At 67.3% G+C, this 14,555-nt stretch carries 13 protein-coding genes; 1 reads left to right on the top strand and 12 read right to left on the bottom strand.

The window, feature by feature from the left end; genetic code table 11:
- Positions 1-109 precede the first annotated feature (109 nt).
- The 7 genes from rfaD to cmk all read right to left on the bottom strand — a co-directional run bounded on the left by rfaD (position 110) and on the right by cmk (position 7,093).
- The gene (gene rfaD / locus R4823_RS09230) at positions 110-1,099 is read right to left on the bottom strand and encodes an ADP-glyceromanno-heptose 6-epimerase (protein WP_087836649.1); all 990 of its coding nucleotides are present in this window, start codon (positions 1,097-1,099) and stop codon (positions 110-112) included.
- A 15-nt stretch (positions 1,100-1,114) separates the two neighbouring features.
- The gene (gene rfaE1, locus R4823_RS09225; RefSeq protein ID WP_338619145.1) at positions 1,115-2,062 is read right to left on the bottom strand and encodes a D-glycero-beta-D-manno-heptose-7-phosphate kinase; all 948 of its coding nucleotides are present in this window, start codon (positions 2,060-2,062) and stop codon (positions 1,115-1,117) included.
- 243 nt (positions 2,063-2,305) lie between these two features.
- Complete coding sequence (lapB, locus tag R4823_RS09220) at positions 2,306-3,583, bottom strand: lipopolysaccharide assembly protein LapB (protein WP_338618410.1); 1,278 nt, start codon at positions 3,581-3,583, stop codon at positions 2,306-2,308.
- A 9-nt stretch (positions 3,584-3,592) separates the two neighbouring features.
- Positions 3,593-3,916: a LapA family protein gene (locus tag R4823_RS09215; RefSeq protein ID WP_087836646.1), complete on the bottom strand. Its 324-nt coding sequence runs from the start codon at positions 3,914-3,916 to the stop codon at positions 3,593-3,595.
- Positions 3,917-4,084: 168 nt separating this feature from the next.
- Entirely contained in the window at positions 4,085-4,387 is a 303-nt protein-coding gene (locus tag R4823_RS09210) for an integration host factor subunit beta (RefSeq protein ID WP_087778781.1), read from the bottom strand.
- A gap of 181 nt (positions 4,388-4,568) precedes the next feature.
- Positions 4,569-6,275 (bottom strand): 30S ribosomal protein S1, encoded by a 1,707-nt coding sequence (rpsA, locus tag R4823_RS09205; RefSeq protein WP_087836645.1) that lies wholly within the window; start codon positions 6,273-6,275, stop codon positions 4,569-4,571.
- Positions 6,276-6,412: 137 nt separating this feature from the next.
- A complete protein-coding gene (gene cmk / locus R4823_RS09200) occupies positions 6,413-7,093 on the bottom strand; it encodes a (d)CMP kinase (protein WP_279813665.1) in 681 nt (226 codons plus the stop codon).
- Positions 7,094-7,195: 102 nt separating this feature from the next.
- Between cmk and R4823_RS09195 the strand changes: the two genes are divergently transcribed.
- A complete protein-coding gene (locus R4823_RS09195; protein ID WP_087836643.1) occupies positions 7,196-7,411 on the top strand; it encodes a DUF2061 domain-containing protein in 216 nt (71 codons plus the stop codon).
- Here R4823_RS09195 and aroA read toward each other — a convergent pair.
- Genes aroA through gyrA form a run of 5 tightly spaced genes read right to left on the bottom strand, consistent with a single transcriptional unit; the run spans position 7,387 to position 14,511 of the window.
- Entirely contained in the window at positions 7,387-8,715 is a 1,329-nt protein-coding gene (gene aroA, locus R4823_RS09190) for a 3-phosphoshikimate 1-carboxyvinyltransferase (RefSeq protein ID WP_087836652.1), read from the bottom strand. The two genes, R4823_RS09195 and aroA, sit on opposite strands and share 25 nt — an antisense overlap.
- 5 nt (positions 8,716-8,720) lie before the next feature.
- Positions 8,721-9,647, bottom strand: a complete 927-nt coding sequence (locus tag R4823_RS09185; RefSeq protein WP_279813661.1) for a prephenate dehydrogenase/arogenate dehydrogenase family protein — start codon at positions 9,645-9,647, stop codon at positions 8,721-8,723.
- A 14-nt stretch (positions 9,648-9,661) separates the two neighbouring features.
- Entirely contained in the window at positions 9,662-10,744 is a 1,083-nt protein-coding gene (gene pheA / locus R4823_RS09180) for a prephenate dehydratase (protein WP_087836641.1), read from the bottom strand.
- A complete protein-coding gene (serC, locus tag R4823_RS09175) occupies positions 10,737-11,867 on the bottom strand; it encodes a 3-phosphoserine/phosphohydroxythreonine transaminase (RefSeq protein WP_087836640.1) in 1,131 nt (376 codons plus the stop codon). The genes pheA and serC overlap by 8 nt, the downstream gene beginning before the upstream one ends.
- Positions 11,868-11,877: 10 nt before the next feature.
- Positions 11,878-14,511 (bottom strand): DNA gyrase subunit A, encoded by a 2,634-nt coding sequence (gyrA, locus tag R4823_RS09170; RefSeq protein ID WP_087836639.1) that lies wholly within the window; start codon positions 14,509-14,511, stop codon positions 11,878-11,880.
- Between the last annotated feature and the right edge of the window lie 44 nt (positions 14,512-14,555).

The following is a 14,555-nucleotide window of genomic DNA, read 5'->3' as shown; positions in this document are numbered from 1 at the left end:
GACACCGTCCGGCGTCATCGCAAGCTTGCTCCAGGAACCGCCCTGCAAGCGGGCGCGAACGGCCCGCTGTCCAAGGGGGGAAATGCGTAGGGAGGCCTCCGGCCGCCCCCTACTTCGAGATGCCGCGCAACTCGCGGATGTACTCGGAAACGCCCGTCTGCACGTCCCGCATCGGCGCGGTGAAGCCTGCCGCGCGCAATTGCGTGGTGTCCGCCTGGGTGTAGCTCTGGTAGCGGCCCTTGAGATCCTCGGGGAACTCGATGTAGCGCAGCAGCCCCTGCGCCGCCAGGTCGGCCAGCGGCAGCGGCGCCTCGCCGCGCTCCTCGCGCAGCGTGTTGACCACCGCGGCCGCCACGTCGTTGAAAGGCTGGGCCCGGCCGGTGCCGCAGTTGTAGACACCGGACACCGGACGGCCCAGGAAATGCAGGTTCACTTCGACCACGTCGTGGACCGAGATGAAATCCCGCTGCTGCTGTCCATCGCCGTAGCCGTCCCAGCCGCCGAACAGACGCACGTGGCCTTCCTTCAGGAACTGGTTCATGTTGTGGAAGGCTACCGAGGCCATCCTGCCCTTGTGCTGCTCGCGCGGGCCATAGACGTTGAAATAGCGCAGCCCCACCACCGGCGCGGTCAGCGAGGCCAGGCGGCGGCGCAGCACCTGGTCGAACAGGAACTTCGAATAGCCGTAGACGTTCAGCGGTTTCTCGTTGCGCAAGTCCTCGGCATAGACCGGGCCCGCGCCGTAAACGGCGGCCGACGACGCATACAGGAAGGGAATCCGCTCGCGCTGGGCATACTCGAAGAGCTCCAGCGTGACGCGATAGTTGTTGTCCATCATGTACTGGCCGTTGCGCTCGGTGGTGTCCGAACACGCGCCCTGGTGCAGGATCGCGTCCACCTTGGGCAGCGACCCGTCCGCCACGCGCCGGCGGAAATCATTCTTGTCCAGGTAGTCCGCGATCTCGCAGTCGACCAGGTTGACGAACTTGTCGCCTTCGAGCAGATCGTCGACCGCGATGATGTCGCGCTCGCCGCGGGCGTTCAGGCCCTTGACCAGATTGCTGCCGATGAAGCCGGCGGCTCCCGTTACGATGATCATGGCAATTTCCTCAATCTAGATCGCCAGGCCGGCGCGCAACTCGTCCGGCGTCACGATCGACGTTCCCAGCTTGCCGACGACGATGCCGCCCGCCAGGTTGGCCCATCTCATGGCCACATGCAGATCCAGTCCCGCGGCGCGCATGACGGCCAGCGTGGCGATCACGGTATCGCCGGCACCCGAGACGTCGAACACCTCGCGCGCCAGCGCCTCGACGTGGTCGCGCCCCTCGGCCGTGAAAAGCGTCATGCCCAGCTCGGAGCGCGTCACCAGCAAGGCCTCCAGGTCCAGCGCCTGGCGCAGATGCTGGGCCCGCTCGGCCAGTTGCGCCTCGTCGCGCCAGCGGCCCACGGCCTCGCGCATTTCCGACTGGTTGGGCGTGACCAGCGAGGCGCCGCGATAGCGTCCATAGTCGTCGCCCTTGGGATCCACCAGCACGACGCAGCCGCGCGCGCGGGCCAGGGCGATCAGGTCCTGCACCTGGTCCAGCACGCCCTTGGCGTAATCGGACAGCACCACCACGTCGTGGTCGGCGATATGCAGCGCCACCCGCGCCGCCAGCTCGGCCAGCACGCCGGGCGAGGGCGGCTGCTCGAAATCCACCCGCAGCAACTGCTGCTGGCGTCCCAGCACGCGCATCTTCATCGTGGTCGGCACCGACGGATCCGCAACCAGATCCGCGCGCACCCCCTCGTCCTCGCACAACCGCGCAATGGCACGCCCGGAATCGTCATCGCCCACCACGCCGACCAGCGTCACATGCGCCCCCAGCGTCGCCGCGTTGCGCGCCACGTTCGCCGCCCCGCCCAGCCGGTCCTCGCTGCGCGACACATGCACCACCGGCACCGGCGCCTCGGGAGAAATGCGATGCACCTCGCCGAACCAATAACGGTCCAGCATCACGTCCCCCACCACCAACACCCGCGCCGCCGCGCGCTGCTCATCCGAGGGAAACACCCCCAACGCCGACGCGCTCATGCGTTGCTCCCCAATGAAAAACCGGCAGCCAGCCAGCCAATGCCACACACCAAGAAAACGTCACACAGATCCAGGGCGCCGCGGATCCGGCTCCGCCGGTCCACCCGCATCGCCCCCGGGATCAGGCGCCGGGCCGCCCCAAGGCGGGTCCCGGCCCCCTTGTGGGGCTGCCGCGTAGCGGCTGGGGGCTCACCATACTGGGCGCGCGTCAGCGCGTAGGGGGGGGCCTCAGCCTGCATCGAGTTCTTCCAATCGTTTGGGTGCATAGGTCTCCCAGGCGTTGCAGCCCGGACATTGCCAATGGAACCGCTTGGCCTTGAAACCGCACGCCTGGCAGGCGTAGCGATCCAGGCGTTGCGTATGCTTGTGTATCAGGCTGCGCATCAGCACGGCATCGTCCGCGGGCGTCCACGGCGAGGCGGTATCAGCCTGCGGGTTGTTCAGCGTCACCACGTTCGCGGCCGCCTGCTGCCCGGGTTCGGCCTGCGCGGCCTTGTCGCCCGCCACCTGTGCCTCGAGCAGCCGGTCCAGCCCCAGCAGCGACGGATTGCGCTGCAAGGCGCCGCGGGCGAAGTTCCAGGCCTGCGCCAGGCCGCGCTGCCGGCGCAGCGCCTGGAAGATCGCATCGAACAGATCCAGCGACGGGTGGCGCGCATAGTGCGCCTCGAGCTTCTCCAGCCCCTCGCTGGCCGTACCGCGCGCCTCGTGGTTGGCAAGGAACTGCTCGGCCACCAGGCCCGCGTACTCGGGATGCGCGGACAGCACGGACTCCAGGTGCAGGCGCTGCGCCCGCAGGTCGCCTTCGCGCCGGGCCAGATCGGCCCGCATCATGGCGATGCGCACATGCGGAGCCGTGCCGCTGCCCCGCTGGGCCTGGACCGAGGCATGCGTGGCCGCGTCCAGCGCAGCATGGGCGGCGTCCATGTTGCCGGCGGCCAGCGCCGCCGCGGCTTCCTCGCAATGGAAATGAACGGCCTGGGACACGGGTTCGTCGATCAGTCCCTGCAAGGCCTGCACGGCCTGGATGGCATGCGGCCAATCCCGTTCGGTCTCGTGGATCCGGATCAGCGCACGCAGGGCGTCGGGGGCGAATCGCGTTCCCTTCAACTGGTCGAATGCCGCTTCGGCCCGGTCCAGCATGCCGGCGCGCAGATAGTCCTGCGCCAGTTCGTGCAAGGCCTGCTCACGCTGGTTGTCCGGCAGGTCGGCTCGCTGCAGCAGATTCTGGTGCACGCGTATGGCACGCTCGATCTCACCGCGGCGCCGGAACAGACTGCCCAGGGCGAAGTGCAGCTCGATCGTCTCGGGGTCGAGCTTGGCCACCTCGATAAAAGCGTCGATGGCACGGTCGTGCTGCTCGTTCAACAGGAAGTTGAGCCCGCGGAAATAGGAATCGGGCACGCTGCGATGCTCGGACAACATCTGCCGGATGTCCACGCGCGCGGCCACCCAGCCCAACCCGAACAACAAGGGAATGGCGATCAGCCACCAGGGTTCGAAATCCACATCGGTCCCTTACAAGGGGGTCACGGGCAGGATGGCGTCGGGGGACGGCGGCGCATCCGCGGCCGAGCCACCCTTGGCCACGGCCCGGGCCTGATCCAGCTCGCGCCGCAGCGAGGCGATCTCGCGCCGGCGGCGCATCACGCCCGGCACCGTCAGCAACAGGCCGAATACCGCGCCGACCACGAAGCTGGCCAGCATGACCACGATCAGCGGCACTTCGCTGATCAGGTGATCGGCGAAGAAATAGACGTTCACCCGGTCGGTATTCTTGAGCGCGAACAGCAGGACCACCACGAATATGACCAGTCTCAGCGCCCAGACGAGATATCGCATGGTTTGCTCCAGGTGAGGAAAAAAAGGATTGTATCCCCCCCTACGCGCTTCGCGCGCCCGGTATGGCGAGCCCCGAAGGGGGCCGGGACGGGGCGGTAATAGAAAACCCCGCCAGCTGGAGAGCTGGCGGGGTTTTGTTCGGGCTTGCCTGCGGCCTGCGAGGCCCGGTCAGTTCCCGGAAGGCTCTTGCACGGGGGCGTCGACCCGCTCGCGCAACTCCTTGCCGGCCTTGAAGTGCGGCACCCGCTTTTCGGGGACCAGCACCTTTTCACCGGACTTGGGATTGCGCCCGATACGCGGCGGACGCCTGGACAACGAAAAACTGCCGAAACCACGGATCTCGATGCGCTGCCCCTCCGACAGGGACTGGGCCATCGCATCGAGGATGGTCTTGACGGCGTAGTCGGCGTCCTTGGCGACCAGTTGCGGATACCGGGCGGCCAATCGGGCGATCAACTCGGACTTCGTCATTGAGTTCATGAAACCTCTTGGAACGCCGTACCGGGCAACCTGGCAACCCTCCCCATGGGCACGGCGGATCCGGCTCCGCCCCGCCCCAAGGCGGGCCCCGGCCCCCCTCGGGGGGCTGCCGCGTAGCGGCTGGGGGCTCACCATACCGGGCGCGCGTGAGAGCGCCCAGGGGGTGGGCCTATCAGCCGTTCTGCTGGTCGAGCTTGGCCTTCAACAGGGCGCCCAGGTTGGTGGTACCCGACGAAGCGCTGGCATCCGACATGCGCTGGATGGCCTCGGCCGTCTCGGCGCTGTCCTTGGCCTTGATCGAGAGCTGGATCGAACGCGTCTTGCGGTCGATGTTCAGGATCATGGCGTCGATGTTGTCGCCGGCCTTCAGCACCGTGGTGGCGTCTTCCACGCGGCCCGAAGAGATCTCAGAAGCGCGCAGGTAGCCTTCGACGTCGACCGACAGGGTCACGACCGCACCCTTGGCCTCGACCGACTTCACGGTGCCCTGGACGACGGCGCCCTTGTCATGGGTGGCCACGAAGTTGTTGAACGGATCGCCTTCCAGCTGCTTGATGCCCAGCGAGATGCGCTCCTTCTCGGTGTCGATGCCCAGCACCACGGCCTCGACCTCGTCGCCCTTCTTGAAGTTGCGCACGGCTTCTTCGCCGGACTCGCTCCAGGACAGGTCGGACAGGTGCACCAGGCCATCGATGCCGCCGGGCAGGCCGACGAACACGCCGAAGTCGGTGATCGACTTGATGGCGCCGCGGACCTTGTCGCCACGCTTGTGGTTGATCGAGAACTCTTCCCACGGGTTGGGACGGCACTGCTTCATGCCCAGCGAGATGCGGCGACGGTCTTCGTCGATCTCGAGGACCATGACTTCCACTTCGTCACCCAGGGTGACGACCTTCTTGGGATCGACGTTCTTGTTGGTCCAGTCCATTTCGGACACGTGGACCAGGCCCTCGATGCCGGCCTCGACCTCGACGAACGCGCCGTAGTCGGTCAGGTTGGTGACCTTGCCGAACAGGCGGGTGCCCTGCGGGTAGCGGCGAGCCAGGCCCACCCACGGATCTTCGCCCAGTTGCTTGACGCCCAGCGAAACGCGGTTCTTTTCCTGGTCGAACTTGAGGACCTTGGCCTGGATTTCCTGGCCGACGGACAGGACTTCCGAGGGATGACGCACACGGCGCCATGCCAGGTCGGTGATGTGCAGCAGGCCGTCGATGCCGCCCAGGTCGACGAACGCACCGTAGTCGGTGATGTTCTTGACGACGCCGTTGACGATCGCGCCTTCGTGCAGCGTCTCGAGCAGCTTCTGGCGCTCTTCGCCCATGTTGGCCTCGAGCACGGCGCGGCGCGACAGCACGACGTTGTTGCGCTTGCGATCGAGCTTGATGACCTTGAATTCGAGGGTCTTGCCTTCGTACGGAGTGGTGTCCTTGACGGGACGCAGGTCGACCAGCGAACCCGGCAGGAAGGCACGGATCGCGTTGGTCATGACGGTCAGGCCGCCCTTGACCTTGCCGGTGATGGTGCCGGTGACGAGATCGCCGGACTCCAGGGCCTTCTCGAGCTGCAGCCAGGCAGCCAGGCGCTTGGCGCGGTCGCGCGACAGCACGGTGTCGCCGTAGCCGTTTTCGAGCGCGTCGATGGCCACCGAGACGAAATCGCCTTCGGAGACTTCGAGCTCGCCCTTGTCGTCGAGGAATTCCTCGAGCGGGATCAAGGCCTCGGACTTCAGGCCGGCATTGACCACGACGAAGTTATGGTCGATGCGCACCACCTCGGCGGTGATGACTTCGCCGGATTTCATTTCCTGGCGCTTGATGCTTTCTTCGAACAGGGCGGCAAAGCTTTCTTCGCCGGCAGGGGCTTGGGAAACCGAAGACATTGTTGATGTATTACCGGGTTACGCACTTCATGGGGGCGGCCGAGACATTCGACCTGACACCGCACCAATCGGTGGAGTTGCAATACCTCATTGCTGAGGGCCTGTACTACGTGCTGACTATGATTGCCGCTGCGCCATCAGCTACGCGATGCGCCCGAACGCTCGCCCCACCAGCTCATCACCTGCTCGACCGTCTGGTCGATGGTGAGGTGGGAGGAATCGAGCACCAGGGCATCGTGGGCGGCGGCCAAAGGCGCGTTCGCCCGTTGCGTATCGCGCGCATCGCGCGCTTCCAGATCGCGCAAAAGGGTTAAGAGGTTAGCCGAAAAACCCTTTTCGATCAACTGTTTATAGCGTCGCTGGGCCCTCGCCTCGGCGCTGGCCACCAGGAATATCTTGAGGTCGGCATCCGGAAAAACAACCGTCCCCATGTCCCGGCCGTCGGCCACCAGCCCGGGCGGGCACCGGAAAGCGCGCTGGCGGTCGAGCAACGCCGCCCGCACCGGCGCCAGGACCGCCACCTGCGAGGCCATGTTGCCGACTTCCTCGCGCCGGATGTCGGCGCTGACGTCGCGCCCGCCCATGAAGACCCCGTCGGCGACGAAGCGCACGTCCAGGGCGGCCGCGGCGGCGGCCGCGCCTTGCTCGTCACCGGCCGCGATACCCTGCTCCAGGCAGGCCAGCGCGGTCAGGCGGTACAGCGCCCCGCTGTCCAGCAGATGCCAGCCCAACCGGGCCGCCACGCGCGCCGCGATGGTGCCCTTGCCCGAGGCGGTCGGCCCGTCGATGGCGATCATGGGAACGGTGGAACCATTCATTTAAGAAACCTATCATTTTTATCGTATCGATCAATTGGCGTCGCCTCGCGAGTCGGCGCACAATTCGATAACGATTCTCATTACCAATCAAGGAAGACGACGATGGCCAAGACCCTTGCCTTCGGCGGCCTGCATATCGTGACCTCGTTCAGCGTCACCTACATTATTACCGGCAGCGTGGCGCTGAGCGGCGCGGTCACCTTCATCGAGCCGGCCGTCAACACCGTCGTGCACTATTTCTTCGACAAATTCTGGGAACGGGACCGGCGCGCCGGGAACCCGGCCGCCGCGGCTCAGGCCCCCACCAGCCCCGCATAGACATCGAAATACGTGGGAAAGGTCTTGCTCACGCAGCCGGGATCGAGAATGCGCACCCCCACGGGACCGAACGCCGCCAGCGAGAAGCACATGGCCATGCGGTGATCGTCCCAGGTGCCGATCTCGGCAGGCGTCCAGGTGGCGGGAGGGGTCACGGTCAGGCTGTCCGGGGTGGCGGTCACCGTCGCCCCCAGCTTGGCCAGCTCGGTCTGCATCGCGTGGATGCGATCGGTTTCCTTGACCCGCCAGCTCGCGATGTTGCGCAGGCGGCACGGGCCGTCCGCATACAAGGCCAGGACCGCGGCGGTCATCGCGGCATCCGGGATCAGGTTGAAATCGGCGTCGAAGGCCTTCAGGCGAGCGCCTTCGGCCACCTTGACGCCGCGGGTCTCTATCCAGTCCGGCCCCATCTCGACCTCGGCGCCCATCGCCGCCAGGGTGTCGGCGAACGCCACGTCGCCCTGGATGCTGTCGCGGCCGACGCCGGCCACGCGCACCGGACCGCCGCCTATCGCGCCCAGCGCCAGGAAATAGGAGGCCGACGAGGCGTCCCCCTCGACCAGCATCTGGCCCGGCGACCGGTAGGCAGCCTGGGCGGGAACGGTGAAGCGCAGCCAGCCCTCGCGCTCGACCGTCACGCCGAAGCGGCGCATCAGGTTCAGCGTCATCTCGACGTAGGGCTTGGAAATCAGCTCGCCCTCGACCTCGATCACGAAGTCCCGGCCAGCGGCCTGGGTAGCCAGCGGAGCCGCCAGCAGCAGCGCGGTCAGGAACTGGCTGGAAACCGAGCCGTTGACCTTGACCGGCCGGGACAGGTCCGGTTCGCCCCAGCCCAGCGACAGCGGCGGATAGCCCTCGCGCCCCTGGTAGGCCACGCGCGCGCCCAGCATGCGCAGCGCGTCCACCAGGTCGCCGATCGGGCGCTCGTGCATGCGTGGCACGCCGTGCAACAGGTAATGCCCGCCCATCATCGCCAGCGCGGCGGTCAGCGGCCGGATGGCCGTGCCCGCGTTGCCCATGAACAGGTCGGCCTGGCCCACCGGGAAGCGCCGCGCCCCCTCGACCAGCACTTCGTCCGGACGCTGGCCCGAAGAAATCGTTATGCCCAGCTTGCGCAATGCCGCCAGCATGACCTGGGTGTCGTCCGAATCCAGCAAGCCGGTCAGGCGGGTCGTCCCCTCGGCCAGCGCGGACAACAGCAGCACGCGATTGGAGATGCTCTTGGAACCGGGCAGGTCGACGGTACCCCGCGCGTGGCGCGCCGGCGCCAGGTCGAGATACGGCGGATGGCGGGAATCGGTCATGGCGGTCATTCGTTCGTATCGGGAGATGGCTGCCCGGCCCGCCAGGCGCGCCGGGATTTCGACACGGTCTCCAGCATGGCTTGCAGGCCCGCCGCGTCGCCCTGGCGCATGGCCTGCTCGAAGGCGTCCAGGGCCCGCCGCACCGCGGCGGTCTCTTGCATCATGGCTTCGCGGTTTGCCAGGAAGATGTCACGCCACATGTCGGGCGACCCGCCGGCGATGCGGGTGAAATCGCGGAACCCGCTGCCGGCCAGGTCCAGCCGCAGGGGCGCATCGGCGGCCTCCAGCACCTGGGCCATGTAGGCGAATGCCAGCAGGTGCGGCACGTGGCTGACCGACGCGAGCACGGTGTCGTGTTCGCCCGGACGCATCGTCCTGATCCGGGCGCCGCAGGTGGCCCATGCCTGCTCGACCAATCCGACGGCCCCGGGCGGATTCTCGTCCAGCGGGGTCAGGATCACCGTGCGGTCCTGGTACAAGTCGGCAAAGGCGGCGCCCGGGCCGCTCTGTTCGCTGCCGGCGATCGGATGGCCCGGCACGAACTGGCCGATGCGGCCGCCCAGCGCCTCGCGCGCGGCGCGCACGACGTCCATCTTCGTACTGCCGGCGTCGGTGACGACGGTATCGGGCCCCAGGTGCGGAGCCAGGCCATCCAGGGTCGCACGCGTCGCGCCCACCGGCACGGCCATCAGGATCAGGTCGGCCCGCGCCGCTTCCTGCAGCGTGGCAGGACGGTCGATCAGGCCCAGCTTGCGCGCCTGCTCGAGCGTCGCGACCTGGCGGCCGACGCCCCAGACCTCGCCGACCTGTCCGGCCCGCCGCAGCGCGGCGGCGAACGAGCCGCCGATCAGCCCCACGCCCACGACCGCGAGCACCGGTACCAATGGCCGCGAGGAACCGGAGGCCCCCCCGGCCGAATCCGGATGCGACATGGGTAGGTCTCCGCTCACGCAGATACCGGGTACGACCCCAGCACCTTGAAGAACGCCACGCGCGCCTGGAGCGCGGCCAGGGCCTTGGCGACCTTGGGATCCTGGCGATGGCCTTCGATGTCCACGTAGAAATAGTATTCCCACTGGCCGGTGCGGGCCGGGCGGGATTCGAAGCGCGTCATGGACACGTCGTTCTCGGCCAGCGGAGCAAGCATCCGGTAGACCGCACCGGCCTCGTTGGGCACGGCCAGGATCAGGCTGGTCTTGTCGCGGCCCGAGGGCGTGGTCTCGAGATGGCCGATGGCCAGGAAGCGGGTGCGATTGTGCGGATCGTCCTGGATGCCCGCGGCCACGACCTTCAGGCCCCAGCGCTGTGCCGCCTGCTCGCTGGCGATGGCCGCGACGGTGGGATCCTCGGAAGCCAGGCGGGCCGCCTCGGCATTGCTGGCCGCCGACGCGCGGGCCAGTTCGGGATGATGATCGGACAGCCAGCCCTGGCACTGCGCCAGCGATTGCGGATGCGAGCGGATGACGCTCACGCCGTCCAGCGTGCCGCTCTGGGTCATCAGGCATTGCACCACGGCCACCGAACGCTCGCCCAGCACCTTCACCGGCGAGGACAGCAGCAGGTCCAGCGTGCGGTTGACGGCGCCTTCGTTGGAATTCTCGAGCGGAACGATGCCGAAGTCCGCGCGGCGGGTCTCCACCGAACGGAAGACCTCGTCGATCGTGCCGCACGAGATCGCGTCGACCGCATGGCCGAAATGCGCCAGCACGGCCTGTTCGGAATAGGTGCCCTGCGGACCGAGATAGGCGACGCGGGCGGGCTGCTCCAGCGCGCGGCACGCCGACATGATCTCCATCCAGATGGCGGACAGCGCCTGGCCGGGCAACGGGCCGGCATTGAGCTCCTGCAGCCGGCGGATGACCTGGGCCTCGCGCTCGGGCCGGAACACGGCTCCGGCGTGGTGCTCCTTCGCCATTCCCACCGCCTGTGCGGTACGCGCGCGCTCGGACAGGAGCTCGAGCACCTGGGCGTCGATGGCATCGATGCGCTCGCGCAGCGGCGCCAGCTTCTTTTGCAGATCGTCATCCATGGCTGCGCTCGAATTCCTTCATGAAGTCGACCAGGGCGCGCACGCCCTCGATGGACATCGCGTTGTAGATGGACGCGCGCATGCCGCCCACGCTCTTGTGCCCCTTGAGCTGCAGCAGGCGCGCGGCTTCGGCCGCCTGCAGGAACGGCGCATTCAGCGCATCGTCGCGCAGCATGAACGGCACGTTCATGCGCGACCGGACGGGCCGGTGCACCGGATTGCGATAGAACGAGGTGCTGTCGAGATAGTCGTACAGCAGCCGGGCCTTCTCCACGTTGGCGGCTTCCATGGCCACCACGCCGCCCCGCTGCTTGAGCCACTTGAACACCAGCCCGGCGACGTAGATCGCATACGTGGGCGGCGTGTTGAAGCGCGAGCGCTCCTTGGCCACGATGCCGTAGTCGAACGCCGACGGGCAGATGGGCAAGGCGTGGCCCAGCAGATCCTTGCGCACGATGACGATGGTCAGCCCCGCCGGCCCGATGTTCTTCTGCGCGCCGGCGTAGATCAGCCCGGCGCGGCGCACGTCCATGGGCCGGGACAGGATGTGCGAGGATGCGTCCACGGTCAGCGCGGCGCCGGGCGCGCCCAGCGCCGCCAGGTCGGGCCAATCCATGAATTCGACGCCGCCTATGGTCTCGTTGCTGCACAGGTGGACATAGCTCGCCTGCGGGCGCACGCGCCAGGAAGCGGGGTCCGGCATGTAGGTCCACGGACCTTGCTGCGCGCCGTCCACGACGGCGGCCTGCTCGGACGTGGCCGCCACGGCCACGTCGCCGTAGCGCCGGGCTTCCGCGAAGGACTTGGCCGACCACGAACCGCTTACCACGTAGTCGGCCGCATGCGCCTCGCGGCGGCCGATCAGGTTCATCGGCGCGATGGCGTTCTCGCCCAGCCCGCCCCCCTGCAGGAACAGCACGGCATAGTCGTCCGGCACCGAGAGCAACTCGCGCAGGTCGGCCTCGGCCTCGTCGCAGATCTGCTCGAAGTGCTTGCCGCGATGGCTCATTTCCATCACGGACATGCCGCTGCCGTGCCAGTCCAGCATTTCGGCCGCCGCCTGCTGCAGCACGGCCTCGGGAAGTACGGCCGGCCCGGCCGAGAAGTTGTAGGGTCGATTCATGGCAGCCGCCTTATTCGGCCTCGCTGGAAGACGGAGCTTCCGGCCCGGCGTCGGTGCCGTTGCCTTCGGGCTCCTCGGTGTCGGACTCGACCACGCGCTGCACGCCCGACAGGTGCGTGCCCTCGTCGACGTTGATCAGCGTGACGCCCTGCGTGGCCCGGCCCATTTCGCGGATCTCGCTGACGCGCGTACGCACCAGCACGCCGCCGGTGGTGATCAGCATGATCTCGTCGGCCGGATCCACCAGCACGGCGCCCACGACCTTGCCGTTGCGCTCGGACGTCTGGATGGCGATCATGCCCTTGGTGCCCCGGCCATGGCGCGTGTATTCACCGATGGGCGTGCGCTTGCCGTAGCCGTTCTCGGTCGCGGTCAGCACGCTCTGGGTCTCGTTCTCGGCCACCAGCAGCGCGATCACGGTGTGCGACTCCTCCAGCATCATGCCGCGCACGCCCCGGGCCGTGCGTCCCATGGGACGCACGTCGTTCTCGTCGAAGCGCACGGCCTTGCCGGCGTCCGAGAACAGCATCACGTCATGCTTGCCGTCGGTCAGCGAGGCGCCGATGAGGTAGTCGCCCTCGTCCAGGTCGACCGCGATGATGCCGGCCTTGCGCGGGTTGGAGAACTCGGACAGCGGCGTCTTCTTGACCGTGCCCTTGGCGGTGGCCATGAAGACGTAGTGGTCCTCGCTGTACGCCTTGACGGTCAGCACCACGGTGACCTTTTCGCCCTCCGACAGCGGGAACATGTTGACGATGGGCCGGCCGCGCGAGTTGCGCGTGCCCTGCGGCACTTCCCAGACCTTCAGCCAGTAGACCCGGCCGCGGTTGCTGAAGCACAGGATGGAATCGTGCGTGTTGGCGATGAAGAGCTGGTCGATCCAGTCGTCTTCCTTCGTGGCCGTGGCCTGCTTGCCGCGACCGCCGCGCTTCTGGGCGCGATACTCGGACAGCGGCTGGCTCTTGATGTAGCCGGAGTGGGACAGCGTCACCACCATGTCGGTCGGCGTGATGAGGTCCTCGGTGTCGAGCTCGGTCGCGTTCAGCTCGATCTGCGAACGGCGGATGTCCTTCACGTCGGTGCCGAACTCGGCCTTGATAGCCGACAGTTCGTCGCCGATGATGACGGTCACGCGCTCGGGCTTGGCCAGGATGTCGAGCAGGTCGGCGATGTTGGCCATCACGTCCTTGTACTCGCCCACGATCTTGTCCTGCTCCAGGCCGGTCAGGCGCTGCAGGCGCATGTTCAGGATTTCCTGGGCCTGCGTATCGCTCAGGCGGTACAGGCCATCGTCCTGCATGCCGAACTCCTCGCCCAGGCCTTCGGGACGGTAGGCCCCGCGGCCGCCGACCGTGTCGGCCTCGGCGCGCGTCAGCATCTCGCGCACCAGCGACGAATCCCAGGTGCGGGCCATGAGTTCCTGGCGCGCGATGGGCGGCGTGGGGGCAGCCTTGATGATGGCGATGAAATCGTCGATGTTGGCCAGCGCCACGGCCAGGCCTTCGAGCACGTGGCCGCGCTCGCGCGCCTTGCGCAGCTGGAACACCGTGCGGCGGGTCACGACCTCGCGCCGGTGCGCCAGGAAATACTCCACCATCTGCTTCAGGTTCAACAGGCGCGGCTGGCCTTCCACCAGCGCCACCAGGTTCATCCCGAAGGTATCCTGCAGCTGGGTGTTCTTGTAGAGGTTGTTGAGCACGACCTCGGGTACTTCGCCGCGCTTGAGCTCGATCACGACACGCATGCCGTCCTTGTCGGACTCGTCGCGGATATCGGAGATGCCTTCGATCTTCTTCTCGTTGACCAGCTCGGCGATGCGCTCGAGCAGCGAACGCTTGTTGACCTGGTACGGGATCTCGTCGACCACGATGGCCTGGCGGCCGCCCTTCTCGACGTCCTCGAAATGGGTCTTGGCCCGCATCACCACCCGGCCGCGGCCGGTGCGATAACCCTCGCGCACGCCGGACATGCCATAGATGATGCCGCCCGTGGGGAAGTCGGGAGCGGGAATGATCTCGATCAGCTCGTCCACCGTGCACTCCGGATTGCGCAGGCAGTACAGGCAGCCGTCGACCACCTCGGCCAGGTTGTGCGGCGGGATGTTGGTGGCCATGCCCACGGCGATGCCGGAACTGCCGTTGACCAGCAGGTTGGGCAGGCGGGCCGGCAGCAGCAGCGGCTCTTTCTCGCTGCCGTCGTAGTTGGGCCCGAAGTCAACCGTTTCCTGGTCGATGTCGGCCAGCAGTTCGTGCGCGATCTTGGCCAGGCGGATTTCGGTGTACCGCATGGCCGCCGCGCCGTCGCCGTCGACCGAGCCGAAGTTGCCCTGGCCGTCCACCAGCATGTAGCGCAGCGAGAACGGCTGCGCCATGCGCACGATCGTGTCGTAGACCGCCTGGTCGCCGTGCGGGTGGTACTTACCGATGACATCGCCGACGATACGGGCCGACTTCTTGTAGGCCCGGTTCCAGTCGTTGTTCAGTTCGTGCATCGCGTACAGCACGCGCCGGTGCACGGGCTTGAGACCGTCCCTCACGTCGGGAAGCGCGCGGCCCACGATCACGCTCATCGCGTAATCCAGGTAGCTGCGGCGCATTTCCTCTTCAAGAGAGATCGGTAGTGTTTCCTTGGCGAAGGAATCCATGGGCAAGCTGCTTCAAGAGGTGTTGTCGCATCCCGCTCGCAAGG

The sequence above is a fragment of the Pigmentiphaga sp. CHJ604 genome (genome assembly GCF_036972535.1).
GTDB classification, from domain to species: Bacteria; Pseudomonadota; Gammaproteobacteria; order Burkholderiales; family Burkholderiaceae_B; genus Pigmentiphaga; species Pigmentiphaga daeguensis.
The sequence above is the reverse complement of the archived record's forward strand: the minus strand, read 5'-3'. Positions and strand labels throughout refer to the sequence as shown.